This window comes from Bradyrhizobium sp. ISRA436 (genome assembly GCF_029910015.1).
GTDB lineage: Bacteria > Pseudomonadota > Alphaproteobacteria > Rhizobiales > Xanthobacteraceae > Bradyrhizobium.
On record NZ_CP094519.1, the window covers coordinates 3,168,757 to 3,186,246 of the forward strand.

At 61.4% G+C, this 17,490-nt stretch carries 16 protein-coding genes and 1 tRNA gene; 7 read left to right on the top strand and 10 right to left on the bottom strand.

The features are described from left to right. The first annotated feature begins 387 nt into the window (after positions 1–387). From MTX23_RS14950 to MTX23_RS14975, 6 genes are all read left to right on the top strand, one after another. On the top strand, positions 388–1,206 hold the full coding sequence (locus MTX23_RS14950; RefSeq protein WP_280977423.1) for a pentapeptide repeat-containing protein: 819 nt from the start codon (positions 388–390) through the stop codon (positions 1,204–1,206). 305 nt (positions 1,207–1,511) lie between these two features. Further along, positions 1,512–1,913: a hypothetical protein gene (locus tag MTX23_RS14955; RefSeq protein ID WP_280977424.1), complete on the top strand. Its 402-nt coding sequence runs from the start codon at positions 1,512–1,514 to the stop codon at positions 1,911–1,913. Positions 1,914–2,036: 123 nt separating this feature from the next. After that, positions 2,037–2,210: a hypothetical protein gene (locus tag MTX23_RS14960; protein ID WP_280977426.1), complete on the top strand. Its 174-nt coding sequence runs from the start codon at positions 2,037–2,039 to the stop codon at positions 2,208–2,210. 289 nt (positions 2,211–2,499) lie between these two features. Next, entirely contained in the window at positions 2,500–3,828 is a 1,329-nt protein-coding gene (locus MTX23_RS14965; protein ID WP_280990757.1) for an MFS transporter, read from the top strand. 54 nt (positions 3,829–3,882) lie between these two features. After that, positions 3,883–4,110, top strand: coding sequence for a hypothetical protein (locus MTX23_RS14970; protein ID WP_280977428.1), 228 nt, complete (start codon positions 3,883–3,885; stop codon positions 4,108–4,110). Positions 4,111–4,419: 309 nt separating this feature from the next. Next, a complete protein-coding gene (locus MTX23_RS14975; RefSeq protein ID WP_063701733.1) occupies positions 4,420–4,695 on the top strand; it encodes a hypothetical protein in 276 nt (91 codons plus the stop codon). A gap of 272 nt (positions 4,696–4,967) precedes the next feature. Here MTX23_RS14975 and MTX23_RS14980 read toward each other — a convergent pair. Further along, positions 4,968–5,044 (bottom strand) — tRNA-Arg (locus MTX23_RS14980). Between the two features lie 102 nt (positions 5,045–5,146). Then, positions 5,147–5,425, bottom strand: a complete 279-nt coding sequence (locus MTX23_RS14985; RefSeq protein WP_280977429.1) for a hypothetical protein — start codon at positions 5,423–5,425, stop codon at positions 5,147–5,149. Between the two features lie 232 nt (positions 5,426–5,657). Here MTX23_RS14985 and MTX23_RS14990 point away from each other — a divergent pair, with 232 nt between their 5' ends. Then, positions 5,658–6,101, top strand: coding sequence for a hypothetical protein (locus MTX23_RS14990; RefSeq protein ID WP_280977430.1), 444 nt, complete (start codon positions 5,658–5,660; stop codon positions 6,099–6,101). A 14-nt stretch (positions 6,102–6,115) separates the two neighbouring features. Here MTX23_RS14990 and MTX23_RS14995 read toward each other — a convergent pair whose 3' ends face one another. From MTX23_RS14995 to MTX23_RS15030, 8 genes are all read right to left on the bottom strand, one after another. Continuing rightward, positions 6,116–8,377: a cation:proton antiporter gene (locus tag MTX23_RS14995; protein WP_280977431.1), complete on the bottom strand. Its 2,262-nt coding sequence runs from the start codon at positions 8,375–8,377 to the stop codon at positions 6,116–6,118. 758 nt (positions 8,378–9,135) lie between these two features. Beyond that, on the bottom strand, positions 9,136–9,357 hold the full coding sequence (locus MTX23_RS15000; protein WP_280977433.1) for a hypothetical protein: 222 nt from the start codon (positions 9,355–9,357) through the stop codon (positions 9,136–9,138). An 89-nt stretch (positions 9,358–9,446) separates the two neighbouring features. Beyond that, on the bottom strand, positions 9,447–9,656 hold the full coding sequence (locus MTX23_RS15005; protein WP_280977435.1) for a hypothetical protein: 210 nt from the start codon (positions 9,654–9,656) through the stop codon (positions 9,447–9,449). Positions 9,657–9,834: 178 nt separating this feature from the next. Beyond that, the gene (locus tag MTX23_RS15010) at positions 9,835–10,656 is read right to left on the bottom strand and encodes a YkgJ family cysteine cluster protein (protein ID WP_280977436.1); all 822 of its coding nucleotides are present in this window, start codon (positions 10,654–10,656) and stop codon (positions 9,835–9,837) included. A gap of 231 nt (positions 10,657–10,887) precedes the next feature. Beyond that, a complete protein-coding gene (locus MTX23_RS15015; protein WP_280977437.1) occupies positions 10,888–12,255 on the bottom strand; it encodes an HlyD family type I secretion periplasmic adaptor subunit in 1,368 nt (455 codons plus the stop codon). 30 nt (positions 12,256–12,285) lie between these two features. After that, positions 12,286–14,406 (bottom strand): type I secretion system permease/ATPase, encoded by a 2,121-nt coding sequence (locus MTX23_RS15020; RefSeq protein ID WP_280977438.1) that lies wholly within the window; start codon positions 14,404–14,406, stop codon positions 12,286–12,288. A gap of 29 nt (positions 14,407–14,435) precedes the next feature. Then, positions 14,436–16,412, bottom strand: coding sequence for a hypothetical protein (locus MTX23_RS15025; RefSeq protein ID WP_280977440.1), 1,977 nt, complete (start codon positions 16,410–16,412; stop codon positions 14,436–14,438). Between the two features lie 112 nt (positions 16,413–16,524). Further along, the gene (locus MTX23_RS15030; protein WP_280977442.1) at positions 16,525–17,343 is read right to left on the bottom strand and encodes a hypothetical protein; all 819 of its coding nucleotides are present in this window, start codon (positions 17,341–17,343) and stop codon (positions 16,525–16,527) included. Positions 17,344–17,490: the final 147 nt, after the last annotated feature.

A 17,490-nucleotide genomic window follows, 5' to 3' on the forward strand; every position in this document is an offset into this window, starting at 1 on the left:
AGGATGGTCGTTCTTCATACCGGCCCGATCAGATGACGTGCTCGAGTTTCCGCATCTCCTGCAGGCGAGCCAGACAATATTCCCGATACATTGCGTTGATGAAGTCCCACATGATCCCAATCCGTTTGGTGCAATGCGGGTAAGCTGCGCCGGATTTGTTTCAGGCTGACTTCGCGGGCCCAGGAAACTGGTTTCGTCCGCTGGTCCTGACGGAGCTGGCGCGCCGCGGCGAATGAAGATTCTCGATGGGGTGGTCACGGCATTGCCAGGAGCATGATCCGGTTTCATACTCTAATCTGGCGGCCCACCGCGACCAGCCAAGCTGACGCTGTGACCAAGCGAAATGCAGGCGACAATGCCGGATTATCGGAAAGCGGAGGGACGGCGATGCTGTTTCGTTTCGCATTTGCCCTTGTGTCGATGACGGCGCTGCTGCTCGATCCCATGGACGCCACGTCGCAGGGCATGCTGAGCAACGTCGACCTCAACAGCCCCGAAATGTCGACAGCGGAGATGACGCGCGCCGAGGTCGAGGCGCTTCTCAAGGCGGCGCCGCAGGACCCCGCGGGCCAGCGCTCTGCGGATTTGCAAGGAAAGCGGCTGTCTCACCTCGATCTCTCAGGGCTCGACTTTTCCGGCAGCAATCTTCGCCTCGTCAAGCTCAACCGGACCAGCCTGAAAGGCGCACGCTTCGATCGTGCCATCCTCAACCAGGCCTGGCTGATCGACGCGGACTTGACCGGGGCGTCCCTTGTCCACGCATCACTGCTCGGCACGCAGATGCAACGCGCGAAGCTTGACAGCGCCGATTTGAACGGCACCCGCATCACCGCGGATTTTTCCGGTGCCAGCTTGATCGGGGCCAAGCTCACCGGCGCCGATTTGAGCGCTGATATGCGCAACCAATCGATGGGCCTGATGCGCGGCGTGCTCAAATCCGCCGATCTCACAAATGCGGACCTGAGCGGCGCCAATCTCTCGCGCGTCGATCTCGAATTCGCCCAGCTGCAGAACGCCAATCTGACGAATTGCAATCTCAACCATGCCGACCTTGCGGGAGCCGACTTGTCCAACACCAATCTCGCAGGCGCCGATTTCACCGAGGCCGACCTCGCGTCGGCCCTCTTGCCGAGCGCAGCCGCGCTGCAAAAGGCCAGCAATCTGGACAAGGCTTTGAACTTGAACCTGGCGCGGCGCCATCCTTGAGGATCGCAGTGATCCAAGCCTTGGCATTTCGGCCGGGAACCGAGCGATCGGCATACCAGCGCCAACAGCCGTGAAATTACAACCAGCGGTTTTTGAAAGTGCAGATTGTGTCAACGCGATCGGTTCCATTGCCGCGATTGCATCATAATTGATACACAACCAAAACACTCACGCGTGTTGCTGTTCCAGCAAATCAGTCTCAGGCTGAACATCCCTCGGTGGTGACGGGTGGCGCACGCCCTCAGACACTGGCCTCGCAAGTGTGTCGGCCGTCATCGCCGGGGAATCGCGCTTGCCAGCGCCTCATGATCGCGACGCAGGCTCGGCAAGCGTTCACCCCACGTCAGTGGAATTTGAGAGCCTGCGCGCTAGCGCTCGAAGTGGTGTCTTGGCATCGTTCCTGCCAAGGCGCGGCTCGTTTCAAAAAGAAAAAGGAGACGACAGCGATGACAGAGCCAACCAATAAAGAAGTCACTGACCTCGCTCGCAAGCTGATCAAGCTCATCCTGCGCGAGCACCCCGTAACCGACCCGCGCGTGACGACTGTGACGATGGTGAGAGCACTGATCGCGGTGATTATGACGGTGGGCGAGATAGCCGGTATCTCGTCACAGGCGATGGCCCTGGAGTTTGAATTTGCCGCGTACAATCTTCGTGACGGCAAGGTGCTGCATATCGGCCCCGGAAGGGATGCAGACCGTCGATAGCCGCGTGCCCGAGCTAAGCCGTCAGATCTCTGATCTAGTGAGGATAGACGCTGGGGAGGGCAAATTGCTGGCCGGACCTTGGAACGCAAGCATGCGGGCGTTCCAGGGCCTGGCAGGCCACGCATGCGGACCGAGGCGGGCGGTTACCGTCGCGACCACCTCCGCGGGCTCGCCCAGCGCGTGGAAGTCGATGCGAAAGAAGTTCGCATCATGGGCTCGAAAAACTTGTTCCTGCGCACGCTCGTCGCTGGGCAAGCGCAAAAACGGCAGGTGTTGGAGTGCCCGATTTTGTACTGACGTTTTGCATTGAAATGGCGCCCACGGCCGATGAAGATGGGCACTACTGCTTCGCCATTCCACCATGACTCCTTATCCGGAGATGCGCTCCAATAGGAATGTCGGTGAAGATCTTTGACACGGCGCAGCCGCTCCGGGCGACGTCAATCACGATTCGAACGCGCGACTTTAGCCTTCGAGACTAAGAGTCCGAGAGCGATCCCGCCGGAAACGTCTCTGAATTGGTACGCAACTTTTGCCGTCCATCTGTCTTGTCAACACATTGTGGATTCAATGAATCTGGACTCCGATGACTGTTGGGTCGATCTGGATGCCGAAGACCTTGCGCCCGATCGTGTCGTTGCTCCTGGGGCTCGCGTTCCTGCTGGCAGGTAGTGGCCTGCAATTCACCTTGCTGCCGTTGCGCGGCAGCGCGGAAGGTTTTGACGATCTTGCACTCGGCGTCATCAGTTCTGCCTATTATGTCGGCTTCGTCAGCGGCTGTCTGCTCGCGCCTTATCTGATCCTGCGCGCAGGACACATTCGCGCCTTTACAGCAATGGTGGCGGTGGCGGCCGCCGTGGCGCTTGGCTACGCACTCGTGCCGGTGGTCGCGGCCTGGATTGCGTTCCGCGGCGTAACCGGCCTCTGCCTCGCCGGTCTCTACCTGGTGGTCGAGAGCTGGCTCAACGATCGCGCCTCCAACGAGACTCGCGGGCTCGTGCTGTCGGCTTATGTGGTGGTCAATTATGGCGCCATCACACTTGGTCAGGCTTTGGTGACGCTCTATCCGATCACCGAGGCCGGGAACTTCATGGTGGCCGCCATGCTTTCCTCCTTGGCTATTGTTCCGGTGGCACTGACCCGCGCAGCGCAACCAGCACCGCTTACCATCGTCAGCTTTCGCGTCGAACAGCTCTATCGCGCGGCGCCGGTCGCGCTTGTCGCAAGTTTCATGATTGGCGCTGCCAACGGTGCATTCTGGGGGCTTGCGCCGCTATCGGCCGCCGGCAGCGGCCTCAGCATCAATCAGGCGGCGTTGTTCATGAGTACGGCGGTGCTGGCAGGAGCGATCGTCCAGTGGCCGGTGGGCCATCTGTCCGACCGCGTCGATCGCCGCCGGGTGCTGCTTGTTCTCTTGATCGGAGCCGCCGCCGCGGGCGTCGCCTCGTGGCTGATCTCCGCGTCTGGAACGACGCTGCTGCTGTTCGGCATTCTCTTCGGTGCGCTTGCGCTGCCCGGCTATTCGCTTGCCGCTGCCCACGCCTATGACAAGACCCCCGCGAGTGATGTCGTACCGATCGCCGCTACAATCCTGCTCACCAACGGCCTCGGTTCGGTGGTCGGGCCTCTCATTGCCGCCACCTTCATGTCCGCCGAAGGACCGCGCGCGCTATTCCTGTTTACCGCGATAGTCCAGGCGCTGCTTGCGGCCTACGTATTCTACCGCATGCGCGTGCAGGCCTCGCTTGCCTCCCCGCGGAAGACCGAGTTCGATCTTGCGACGACCGCACTGGTGGGCACGGTGGTCACACACGACGCGCTGGACCCAGCCGATCCCTCGATCGTTATCCCGGAGCGCTATGCGCGCGCCCCCATGCAAGCCAATGCGAGGTCGACTCGACCGTCGCAGCGCTGACCCGGTTCGCTGCTTGCCGCGGCATCCAGCGCCACCCTCATTGGAGCGCAAATCATGCGCGTTCAAGTCGAGATCCATCCTGATGACGACGGCACACCGATGCTGCGGGCGCTTCATTTCGATAACCGTCGGATCGACGTCGTCGAAGCGCTCGATCAATGGTACGGGCCGGACTACCGCTACGTCAAAGTCCGAGGCCGCGACGGGGCGTTGTACATCCTGAAATTCGACGAGACGCGCGCTGACTGGGAACTGACGATGTTGGCGCGCCACGGCCGATGAAGATGGACACTATTCATTCGCAGTAGCGCGATGACGGAGCAGCCCGCCATGCGGCCCAATCCGCGATACTGCGACGGCCTGCGATTTTGCACTGCGCCTCGTGGGCCCGCCTCCCGCGGCGCTTGCAGCCTGACGCGGCGGCCAATCTTGCGTTGCGTTGCCTTTGGCGGCACGCACGGCAGCGGGAGGAACTTACCATTTCCTTATTTCTCCGCTTCTCTTTTTGCGTCGTTGAGGTAGCCTCGCGGGACCAGACGGGCGCTGAGGCCCGCTGGGGGGCAGGAACACTCGAACATGGAGGGTTCTGCTATGGCCAAGCAAGAAAACTCAATTGAGTCGGCCCATCGCGTCAAACTCCTGGAAATTGATTGGGAAGACCTCAGCGAACCGGGCGCTTATGTTGAGCGCGGCACCGGTGATCTTTACCGCTTCCCAATGGAGTCCTTGCTCAAGGGAGGCTCTCCGGTCGTCACCAAGGAGAGCCATGGTGCGTCCAGGCTTTGCCAGATCAGCAAAGATCCCTATGTGACGAGCATGAAGGCCAGGCTCATTTGCGCCCAGCACAACATCGAGCCAAACTTCTAGCATTCTCGTCTTGTGTTGCGCCTGAGACGGTGCAGCGACTCAGCAAGGATGACATGACGGACGCGCTCGTGCGGAGGGCGTCCGTTATCAGCATCGAGTGTAGGCGAATGGCTCTGGAAGACGAAGCCGCTCGCGCTCCATAGTGCTGTCAGAACGTCCAAATCGAACAGGTGAACGAGGCTCGGACCGATCGACAACGTTCGGACCTAAAGCTGTACCCGTGTCTCCGGAATAAACCGTAGCCGATGTGTCCGGAACGGACCCGTACCGGGTGGCGCGCTCGGAGAGATTCGAACTCCCGACCCTCGGAATCGAAATCCGATGCTCTATCCAGCTGAGCTACGAGCGCGTTGGCCAGAGGTCGCTTAGCAGACTTGAGCCGAAACGGCCAGCGGCCGCTGACCGCGTTTTTGGGCGACCTGGCGACAGGTTCGCGTGAAGGGGACGGATTTCACTCGCAGGGATGCCGGCGGTGGTCCTGGCCGATATAGGCCGCCGCGCTCTGATAGCATTTGTTGCTGGTGGGGCCGTCGTAATAGGCGAAGCTGCCGGGCGTCGGGCCGGGGCCGTAATTGTGCAGGTAGCTGATGTGGTAGGGCAGGCCGCGATGGACGTGGTGCCGGTAATGGTGATGCCGGTGGTGCGGGTAAACCGACAGGTCCGCCGCGACCGCCGGGGCAACGGCGAGGACGGCGAAGGCCGTGGCGGCGAAAAGCTTCAGTCTGGTCATTGGCGGCCTCCTGACATCGCGCTGGAATCGGCATTTTCGGCCGATCCATCATCTTTTTAACCCGGAATCGGGCGAAAAGCTGCGGGAAATCAGTCACAGCGCGCCAAATTTCGCCTTTTTGCGCATGCTTAACGGATTGCCAACACAGTCCGGCCAGAGTCTTGCGGTCAGGTCCGGCCCCCCGGCCGATCATCCGCCGATATTCTTTGGGCACTTCGGTTTCGAACATTCGATGCGCATCACGCCCCCTGCCGTGCTGTTTCTCGTCCTGGCCGCCGCGCCTGCGCGGGCCGATTTGCACATCACGCGTGACCATGGCGGCTATGTTGAGGAGTACAAGGCCAAGTACAAGCGCATCCGCGACCGCGGCGAGCGCGTCATCATCGACGGCATCTGCAACTCGGCCTGTACGCTGGTGTTCGGCATCGTGCCGATGAACAAGATCTGCGTCACGCCGCGGGCGAGCCTCGGCTTCCACCAGGCCTATTACGACAAGGCCTTCACCTTCGGCATCAAGGTCACCAGTCTCGAGGGCACCTCGGACCTGATGTCCTACTACCCCAGCTCGGTGAAGGACTGGATCCGCCGCAACGGCGGGCTCACCACCGAGATGAAGAAGATCAAGAACGGGCCCGAACTCTGGAAGATCGTCGATCCCTGCCCGGACGACTGGTAGGGCGCCAGAGCGCCTCAGTCCTTCGGCCTGACCTCGCCATCCGACACCAGCAACACCGACGCCTTGGATTTGGCGAGCACGGCTGCGGCGACGCTGCCGAAATCGAGGCTGTCGCCCCGGATGCGGTCGACACCGATGACGACGAGATCGGCGCCGACAGCCACGATCTGCTGCAGGATCGCCACTTCGGGCGCCGTGTTGGCGCGCAAGGTCGTGGCCACCCGGACATCGTAGCGCGCGGCGGTCGCCGCGATGTCCTTCAGGATCGCTTCCTCGCGAGCCAGCGACATGCTGGCGCCGGTCCGGCGCGCACCCTTGTCGCGCGTGGTCGAGACATAGACGACCTGTAAGGGCTCCGTGCCGAGCCGAGCCAGCGCGATCGCCACGTCGGCGCCGCGGCGCGAGACATTGCTGCCGGAGACCGGAACCAGGATCCTGCGGGCGTTGGCGGTCGGCTCCTTCCGGTGGACGCCCTTCGCAGCCGCGATCGCGAGCGGACCGTCGAAGCCGGACGTCAGATCGTCGATCCGCTTGTCGAACCCGCCGTCGCCGCTGGCGACTTTGTCCATGCCGACCACGAGCAGATCGAAACCCTTCTTGGCCTCCTCGGCGATCGCCTCTGCCGCGATCTTCTCCGGCGCGCGGGTGAGGACGTCGACATCGCCGCCGCCGTCAGGTTCGGCCTCGGCGCTCGCCTTGGCCGCGTTGATGACCGCTGTCTCCGGGCTTTCCTTCTCGTTGCGCTTCTTCTCCCGCCTGGCGCGCCCCCCGACATGCAGCACCGTGATCGGCAGGCCGCGTCCGCCGGCGAGGAGGCCTGCGAGATGCGCCGCGAACTTGGCGTTGATGCTTTCGTCGACCGCGAGCAGCAGCCGCTCGAGATTGGCGACAAAGCCCCGCTGCTCATACTCCTCGCGCTCCAGCCGTTCCTTCTCCTCCTTGCCGAGCGGAAGCCTTGCCAGCGCGTCGCGCAGCGTCGGCGGCATCGCCATCGTGGTCAGGATCGCCATGGTCACGATCATCGAGAACATGGTCTGGCTGAGCACGCCCACCTGGAGTCCGATGGTTGCGATGATCACTTCGGTCGAACCCCGCGCGTTCATGCCGCTTGCCAGCGCATAGGATTCCTTCCGCGTCAGGCCGCCGAGCGCGCCGCCGACAAAGGCGCCGCCGAACTTGCCGATGCTCGCGATCAGCACCAGCGCTCCGGTCAGCAGCAGCAGCGACGGATCCTTCAGCACGGTCAGATCGGCGCTCAGCCCCGCAAGCCCGAAGAAGACCGGCATGAACAGGCTCGAGATCAGTCCGCGCAGCCGCTCGTCGATCTGCCGGGTCAGGATCGGGGATTCCCCGACCAGCACGCCGGCGACAAAGGCGCCGAGCACGGTGTGGACGCCGATCAGATGCGTGATCATCGCCATCACGCTCATCAGCAGCAGGATGACGGTGATCACCGCGGCCGAGCTCGCCAGATTGTCGTTGGCCCAGCGGATCAACCGGAACACCAGCCGCCGGCCGATCGTGAAGCTGACCGCGAGGAAGGCGAGGGTGCCGAACAGCGCCTTCGAGACCGACAGCAGATCGAGACTGCCGCGCGAGGCCAGGCTGAAGATGATGGCGATGATGATCCAGCCGATCGTGTCGTCGATGATCGCGGAGGCGACGATGATCTGGCCGACATTGCGCCGCATGAAGTTCATCTCGCGCACCACGACGGCGACGATCTTCACCGATGAGATCGAGAGCGCCGTGCCGAGGAACAGCGAGGCGATCAGCCGTGCCTCGGGATGCGGCAGCAGGCTCTGCGGCAGCACCTGGCCGAGCGCAAAGCCGCAGACGAACGGCACCGCGATGCCCGCGATCGAGATCGTCATCGCGGCGCGGCCGACCTTGCGCACCAGCTTGAGGTCGGTCTCCATTCCGGTCAGCAGCAACAAGAGCAGGATACCGAACTGTGCGACGCCGTCGATCAGCGCCTTTTGCTCGCCGGATGACGGAAAGATCGCAGCCTGCGCCGACGGCCACACCCAGCCCAACAGGGACGGGCCGAGCAGCAGGCCCCCCAGCAGCTCGCCGATGACGGAGGGCTGGCCGATCCGCTGCATCAATTCGCCGAGGCCGCGCCCGACCGCGATCAGCAGCGCGACCTGAACCAGGAAAGTGAATTCCGACGCGCGGCTCGCCTGACCGCCCTCGGCGGCGGCGGCCGTCACCGTCGCAAGCAGAACGACGACCGCCCAGATCGTCGGTTGAAGCCGCCCCCTGCGGATCAGCATTGCGTCTCCGATTGCCTGATTAGCGTTCCGCGGGCCGCTCGACCCGCACCTCAAGCCTCTGGCCAGAACCATCAACGCACAGGTTCCAAAAGCGATCCGTACAGTCGCCACGGGGCATGCCGCTTGGAACCGAGCCCAGGCCAATCCGTTTTGTCTTCATGATGTCAGATGACCCAATGCCAATGGGCTAGGCCGGCGTTCCGCGTGCGGCCATGCCCGCACGAATGGAGTGCTGAGATGTCGACACGAACCAATCTTTCGAAAGCAGAACTTGCGCGCAGCGCCGCCGGTGCCGCTTCGGCCCTGGTGCTGTGCGGGTTGGTCTTGTTCGCTGCCGCCCATCATCTGAGTGGCGGGTAGAGGCGCATCCATGGAAGGCAGGGCGGAAGCGAACACGGAAGGCGACGACGCGCGGATCGCGCGAGCCTCGCGGGCGATCCGCGCAATGTCCGACGAGCACAAGGCCGATCTGGATGGGGCGGCTTGTGGCACCAACCGGTCGTAGCCGGACCCGCTGCGGCGGCTGCGCGACGTCACGCGCACGGCGCCGGTTCAGGCGCTAGGCATCGCCTTCCTGCTTGGAGTGATCGTCGCGCGCCGCTGACTAACAGGACCTCGTGTTGCGGGTCTGGCCGGTGAACCCACGCCCGGCGCTCGGCCCACGATCCAGAACGCCACGCGTCTAGCCTGTGTGCGGCCTGCCGTTTCCGCTTGTCGGCATTGTGGATTTGTCGCCTCTCGGGAGGGCTGCCTCCCGTCTATCTCTTGTCGGCAGGCGGGGGATCCTCGTCATCGTTCGCCGGCGCCGAACGTACGATCTCGAATCTGGAGCGGCTGAAGCGGCCCAGGCTGCCCAACTCGTAATAGTCATCTCGCTCGTGGACTTTGGTCACCTCATAGATATGTCCCACGGTGAGCGTGTTTCGCTGCAACGTGTTGTCGATGCAGCGAACACGGAAGATCTTGCCAGTGTCGACCATGCCGTCATCCTCGGTTATTGGCTGGCTTTGATCGCTCGCGCGGCACGGTCTCCCGCGAGCCATCGCTGAACCCGTTGCGGTCGCAGGGATCACGAATTCCGTTTCGGCGGATCAATCAGCTCGCCGTCGCCTGACACGAACCTCATTTGATAGCCGGCCGGAAGCACCTGACCGGCTGCATCGTCCGCGACCGGGACATCAAGGACGAGCCCGGATATCAACGCATGTTCCCAGGCTTCCTTTTCTGTCGGAAAGGCCTGGTCGATTTGGCGATCGCGATCGAACAGTGCGTAGGGCACCCTGTTTCTTCCCGAGCTTGAACACCGATCAAAGGAGGTGTCGCAGGTCCCATGCAACATCACGAAAACGCTTGTCTCGTGGAGGCGTTCCAACGCCCGCGACTGACATCGATATCCCGTCGCGCTCTCTGCTCGTATCGGGTTTGCACGATCGCGCTACGTTCAGGCGCGATCGTCTCTAGGACGCGGCGTGCAGGTTTTTCGTCAGCCGGAGGAGGGTGGGCCGATAGGGCGGGTGAGGGTCGTCGTCATCGGGGATGGCGCAATAGCCGAGCTCTTGCTGGATGCGCTGAATCTCGATGACGCGATCGTTCAACCGCTGCAAATGCTCGAGCGACCTGGCCCTCCAGTAGCGGAAGGTATCATGCGAGGTGGGCACGAAGGCCGTGCCGAACAGCGTCGGATCGGGAACGACGGTTCGCCCGAGCAGGAGAAATCTGTCGGAACCTACGATGACGAGCGTGGCATAGCGGCGGCTTCCGCCTACCCTGATTCCGTCGAGGGACAATTCGCAGAGCTTGCTGAAATACGGCTCCTCTTGCCACCGGTCGGGACAATCGAGATCGACCTGCACGTTGAGTGCGTCCAGGCCGAAATGCGGCACAATGCCTGATTTTTCGGGAAACCAGTCGTCATCGAGATGACCCTGCAGCCAGGCACAACTGAACGACCGGCACTGCCGGGGACGCTGTGCATAGATATCGCATCCTCCGCCGGCCATGATGTGCTCGCAGGACTGGTTGACCGGTTTGCCGATATCGGTCACTTCAAGCACCTTGCAGCAGAGGGTGCAGGATCCGCACTCCCGGACGGTCGGTGTCACCGGTATGCCGAGGGCCCAGCAGCCCTGACTCTCGCGGAAGACCAGCTTCTGCTTCTCCAGTGCGTTCAACGCACGCTCGACCTTGAGCCGGGATAATCCGGTCGCGTCGACAATACCCTTCGTCGTCGCCGCGCCGCTCTCGATCGCACGCGCGACGACCAACGTCACTTGATCCATTGTTCTTCTTGCCGGCTGTCTGTTGTGCCTGGTTTGTTGGGCGCCAACATCAGCGGCGATCAATCGCCGATATGCTGGCATCCGACTCGTCGCGGCCGAGGGCCGCGCGATTGCATTCGAGACTATCCGCGAGAGCAGGATGCCGCACCGCCTAAACCTGCATAGCTTCGTTGAAGACAAATCGTCGTGAATGGCACGGCGTCAGCTACTCCAGTTGAGGTTTCGAGCGGCTTACCGCTCCCGGAATGCCCGTGTCATGCTGTCTTCAAGCGGCTTTGCGATGTACTGAAGGAAAGTCCGCTCCGTGGTCTTGATGAAGACCTCAGCCGGCATTCCGGGCGTCGGGCGGAAATTCGGCAGCTTCGCAGCTTCTGCCGCATTCAAGCGGACCCTCACAACGTAGACGTCCGTAGGACCCACTTGCATGGATTTGTGCTCATCCGGCAAGGAATCCGCCGACAGATAGATAACATCGCCGCTGATCATCGGCGTGACGCGCTGGCTGAGCGCGGTGAGCCGTACCATCGCATGCTGACCTCGCCTCACGCTATCGATATCCTGCGGCCTCACGCGCGCCTCGATGATGAGTTCAGCGTTGAGCGGCAGGATCTCCATGATCGGCTTGCCAGGTTCCACGACTCCTCCTTCGGTGTGATACCGCATCTTGACCACGATACCTTCAACCGGAGCTACTATGTTCACTCGATCGAGCACCGCCTGGGCACTAAGAACCCGCTCGTTGACGTCTGCAAGCTCGCCACGGACGTCGCGCAACTGATCGACCGCCTTCTTCACCGCGTCCCTTCGTAATCCGGTGATTTGCTCCTGGGAACGGGCGATGCGTTCCTTGGCGTCACCAATGTCGGCCATGATTCGCCCAACTTCACCTTCGAGGTTCACTTTGGTCCGTTGCAACAGCAGGAGATCCGGCTTCTTCACCAGACCGGATTGGAGAAGATACTGTTTCGTCTCGATGTCCTCATCGAGGAGGTGCATCTGACGCTTGACACTGTCGAGTTGCACTTTCGAACCTTCGATGCGCTCTTCGATCGCCTTGATGCTCGCCTCGACTGCGGCAATATCGCTCTTCAAATTGTTGCGGCGGGCAACAAGCGTCATTCGTTGAGTATTCAGAATCTCCAGGATTTCCGGATCGCTCGCTTTTTCGGTCAAGTCGTGTGGAAAGCTGACCGCGTCCTGCTCGTGGATTTCGGCCTGCAAGCGAGTGTCCTCTGCAATCAGGCGGCTCTGTCGGATCTGCAGCCGTCGCAGTTCAGCCTTAGGCGTTGTGGGATCCAGCTCCATCAATGTCTGGCCGGCCTGGACAACGTTTCCTTCCCGCACGGCAATCTTCCGGATGACGCCTCCCTCAAGATGTTGGATCGTCTTGTTTTCACCTGTCGCGACGAACACGCCTGAGGCAACCACCGCACCGGCGATCGGGGCCGTGCTGCCCCACACGCCAAAGCCCATGACGGTGGACGCGATGATCAGGATCCCGCCGAGCGTGGCTGCCTTCGTAGAACGCGGAAGATCCGCATCCCAGGATGGCCGTTCCTGGACCCGTCTTCGCCTGACTGCCTCAATGAGGAACTTCATGGATAGGCCCCTGGATAAACTGTACGCGTTTCACGCATCGAGGATCGGCGCGCCGCCCGGAGATGGCCCGCCGCCGCTCGGCGGCTTGCGGCCGGAGAGGAGATGGATCATTTCATCTCGCGCTCCGAACGCCTGTACTGATCCATTCTGCAGGATCATGATCTTGTCGACGCTCTGCAGCAGCGCCGGGCGCTGCGTGACCGCCACGATGGTCGTGCCTTTTTGCTTGGCCCGCATCAGCGCCTTGGCCAGCGCCAATTCTCCACTTGTATCGAGATTGGCATTCGGTTCGTCCAGCACGACGAGGCGCGGGCTACCGTAGAACGCGCGAGCCAGTCCGATCCGCTGCCGCTGGCCTCCCGACAGGGGGCTGCCATCCATGCCGATGACGGTTTCGTATCCTTGAGGAAACTCAGCAATCATCTCGTGCACATCAGCGGTTTCCGCAGCATCGAAAATGTCCGCGTCGCGTGCGTCCTCCCGCATGCGCGCGATATTGGCTTTGATAGACGCCGGAAAGAGCTGAACGTCCTGCGGCAGATAGCCGACGCATTCCCCGAACTGGCGAGGATCCCAGTTGCGCAGATCCATCAGGTCGAGCCTTACGTTACCGGCGGTGGGGATGATGGAGCCGACGAGCATCCTAGCGAGCATGGTCTTGCCGGTGCCGGACGGACCGACAATCGCGAGGGATTCGCCGGGATCGAGCTGAAAGCTCACGCCGTTCAGGATCACCTTCTTCGTGGGCGGCGGGACGTAGAGAATGCGCTCGACGCTGAGACGCCCTTCCGGTCTCGGCAACCGCAGCCGACGCAGATTGAGCGGGGTATTTTGCAGAAGCGTCTTGATGCGCTGATAGGCGGACCGTGCGTGAACGTAGCTCCGCCATCCCTCGATCGTGCCTTCAAGCGGAGCAAGCGCGCGGCTGGACACAATGGAGGCGGCAATGATCATGCCACCGGTGAGGTGCGCCTCGAGCGCGAGAACCGCGCCCCAACCGAGGATTGAGATCTGCGTCCCCAACCTCAGGAATTTGGAGAGGCCGGTCATGAGGATGTTGCGATCCTGAGCGATCACCTGCGCCTTGAGGGACTCCACCGTCTCTTGGCCCCATACTCGAACGCCCTCCGGAATCATGCCCATGGCGTTTATGACCTGCGCGTTGCGCGCCATGGCTTCGGCCTGAAGGTTGGCGCGGGTGACGAAGGCACTCGCCCGGGTAAATGGATCGGCGGTGACATGCTGGTTCAGCAAGGCGAGCCCGGTCAGGCCAAGACCGGCTACGGTGACGATCAATCCAAGCTGCGGGTGAATGAGGAACACCACGATCAAATAGATGGGCGCAATCGGCGCATCGAACATTGTCAGCAAGACCGGTCCGGTCATGAAGGACCGAAGCTGCTGCAGGTCGGCAAGTGTCTGGAATTCGCGGCTTGAGCCGCTCTGTGCCGCCTTCGCCGCCGCACTGAGCACAGGACCGCCAAGCCGCGCCTCGGTATCAACGGCAACCCGCATGAGAATGAAACGACGCATCATGTCCATGAGCACATGTGCTGCGATCGCAAATATAACGATTGTCGTGAGCATGATCAGGGTGTCGATGCTCCGGCTGGTCAGAACGCGATCGGACATGTTGAAGAGATAGATCGGAATCGACAGCGCCAGCAGGTTGACGACAAATGAGAAGATTCCAATCGTCAGAAAATTTCGCTTGATCGACGCGAGTCCCTTGGAAAGAGTTTCCCGGTATTCGTCGCCTCCCGTGGCTTTCTGCAATGGCGACGATCCGCCGCCACCGCCTCCGCCGCTCCTCGTTCCGCCGCCGTTCGATCCGCCTGAATTTGATACTTTGCGTTCTTCCCCCGCAGCATTGACCGCCGCGCCCGATTCTCCCCCCTTCGTCACCGGAGGACTCGCCTGCGGGTCTTTCGAGTGCACCTGCGGATGCCTTCTCTCGGCCAGCTGACTGACTGCCGGGCCGGAATCCGCTATGTCTGCACGGTTTGAGGTCCGGACCTCACCCAGTTCGTCAGGAGCGGCGACAGCATCATGGCGGGCGGCTCTCGGATCGAACCTCAAGACGTTGGGCGCTCGCGCGTTCTCGCCGGTCCGCGCGGTGTCCGATGAACTTCCTATGCCCCATTTGTCCATCACACCGCCCTTCCGCTTCCGCTCATTTGCTAGTGCATCATGTGTGACATCGGATCATCGTGAGTTACCGTGGTCGTCACGTGAACGACGGGATGCGGAGTCGCATCCACGATTTTCGTGTCGTTGAGGAATGCGACGATCTCCGGAGCAAGCGCTTGAGGATCGTTCCAGTGACCACCGTTTCCACCGGAGCTTGCGCCCTGGGGGAGAATGTTGGCCTGGATCAGCACGGAGTCGGAGTAGACATGCCCAGCCACAAAGGTTTGATCGGGCTCCGCGCAGACGATCGACGCCAGGTTGAGCGTCAGATCGTGACCTGCGATGACCGACTGCTCCGCTGTGCCATCGCCTATGAGTGGATTTCCTGGCGTGGGCGACGACATGTCCTGCAGAACGTAGTTGCTGTTCTGTAGAAGGTTGGTTTGCCAGATTGCGTTGACATCGTAATAATCACCAGTCACGTACAAGACGTGAAGCGTTCCGCCGTAACCGTGAATCAGAGATGCCAGCGACGGATCCATGCCGGTCTGGCCATTTTCGATCTCGTTGACGATCTGCTGAAGGCCGCCATTGAGCGGATTGAAATCCTGACCTCCGTATGCGTCGATCGTCGCCGCATTGATGAGCTGGTTTCCTCCGAGGCTGATCGACTGTCCACCCAGTCCGCCGGCGCCACCCGCGCTATGCACGGAGTGGATGATGTCGTTATTCACCAGGATATTGTACTGATAGATCATGTTGGCGGAGTGGTACGATCCGCCCACGATGATCATGTCGTACTTGAAGTCACCATTCGTGAGCTGAGCCAGATTCATCAGCTGGTTCTCGCCAGCCACAACGTCGTAGTGCGTATCCGAGCTCTTCTGCTCGACGGCATCGTTGTTGGAGAGGTAGTTGATCTGCGTCAGCGTGTGGACCTGGTAGTAATTTCCATGGACGACATCGATGTCCCACGTGGCGCTCGGCGCTCCCGGAGATCCGGCATAAACCGATGCGTGCTGGACAAACCCGGCCGCATTCGTCGTCTCGTCGGGCGTGAAATTGACGGAGCTGGGTGCTCCCGAACTCCCGCTCGTTTCGGCATGATCGTTGTTTGCGCAGGCGTTGACCTGGAAGATCGCATTCGTGGTGTACTGGTTTCCCAGCACGATCATTGTCTTGCAGGCGCTTCCCATATCAACGATCTGCGCGGCATTGGTCAGGTGATTGTCGCCGACATCGGCCCATTGTCCGAGGCTATGGCCGGTGTCCGCGGGCTTGTTGTCGAAAGGCGATGACAGATTCTGATGAAGCGGATCCGGCTCCGTTGCGTCGGGCTGCCCGTTCAACTGGTACCCGTCCTTCACGGACGGGGGATTGTCTGAACCACCATGGCTGTTGTTCCAGTCTTGGTCGACCGCGCCGAGTGACGAAACGATCGCGGACGTGTCGTGCGGAAGCTTCCAGGGCTCCGGAACGGCATCACTGACCTGGTGGATCATCGTACCAAGCAGTTGATCCGAAACCTGGATGAGGTGGTTCATGATCGGGGGATAGGTGGTCCCGATCAGGGCATTGCCGTCATTGAAAAGCGCGTTGACCTGATGGATCTCGATCTCGCTTTGCTCGCCACCGGGGTGATACACAACCTTAACTTCGAAGCTGGCACCGCCACCGCCGCCGCCTCCACCACCGCCGAAGAATGGCGGCGACGGCGGGAGGGGCCGATCCGGTTCGTCGGGGACGTCTCCGTGAGGCCAGCTCATTTTTGGCAGATGTGACTGCGGCGCACGGTGGAATTGGTCGATATCGTCCGGCAGGTTTCCTGGAGGTGCCACGGCGGCCGTCTGAAGATCGTCGAAGCTCAGTGGGTCACTATTCTGGGGCGGGCGTGGCGGATCGTCCGCGTCGGCGGCGCGCGCGCCGGGACCCCCGTCAAGTTGCGGGCGATCGCGCGCGATGTCATCGAAGAGATGAAGGTAACCGGCAAAATAAGAGATTGCTTCCGTCAAGCCGCCCGGAATCATTGTCGATCTCCACTCACAGATCGAGTCTCTGCGAGCTCAAGCGTCGCAATATGAATTGCTGCCAAAATGGAGCGGCCCGCGCGGGTCGAATCCGCGCGGGCCGAGGAGATGATCAATGATGCAGGCCTGTGTCGTGCGAGTCGTGCAGGTCGGACCCTGCCACTTGCATCGTCAGGCTGTTGAACTGGATGTTGGCGCCCAGCGTGATCGTCTGTGTGAAGGCAGACTGCGTCAGGGCGGCGTCGGCATGAGAGGTGATGCCGCTGGCAGACGTGCCGGCGACGTCGCCGACATGGCTGTGGTCGAGATTGGAATCGCCGCCAAGAGCCTTGGCATCCATGCTGAACCCGTCGCCGTGCTCGGTCTCGGCACCGGTGAAGGTGACATTGGCGTTGTCAACCTGCCCATTGTTCACCAGGTTGTTCACCTGATCGATGTTGAACTGGTTGCCGTCACCGTTCAGCGTCTGGTTCACGACCTGCGGCATGATCAGCGAATCGCTGAAGTTGCCCATGTCGTGCATATCGATCACCGGCGAGCTCAGGCCGGTTGCATGCAGATCGAGGTCGACCTTGACGTTGACGTCGACGTTGGAATCGACATGGTTCTCGACGTTGTTATTGACCGCGTTGTCGACCTTGTTGTGGACGTCATTGTCGTTGTGGTCGAAGTTGCCGTTGGCATTCAGGTTGCCGTTGCCGTTCCAGTTGCCGTTGCCATTCCAGTTGCCATTCGCGTTGTCGTTGTCGCTGGAATTGTCGCTGGAGTTGTAAAGCGCCTGCGAGGCGGTCTGCGTCTCGTGCTGGCCCTGACCTTGACCTTGGCCCTGACCTTGACCCTGGCCCTGCAGATTCAACTGGCCCTGACCCTGACCCTGCAAGTTCAGCTGGCCCTGAGCTTGACCCTGAAGCTGGCCCTGTTTCTTGGACATGAGATACTCCTGTTTGGGTTTGGAGTATCGTCAACGTTTGCGGCCGCTGATCTTCTGCGTCTGCGACCCCTCACGTCTTTCGATACTGCTTTGCGTTGAGCCGGTTCTCCCGACTGCGGACATCGCCTGATGTCCGCACAGGCAGCA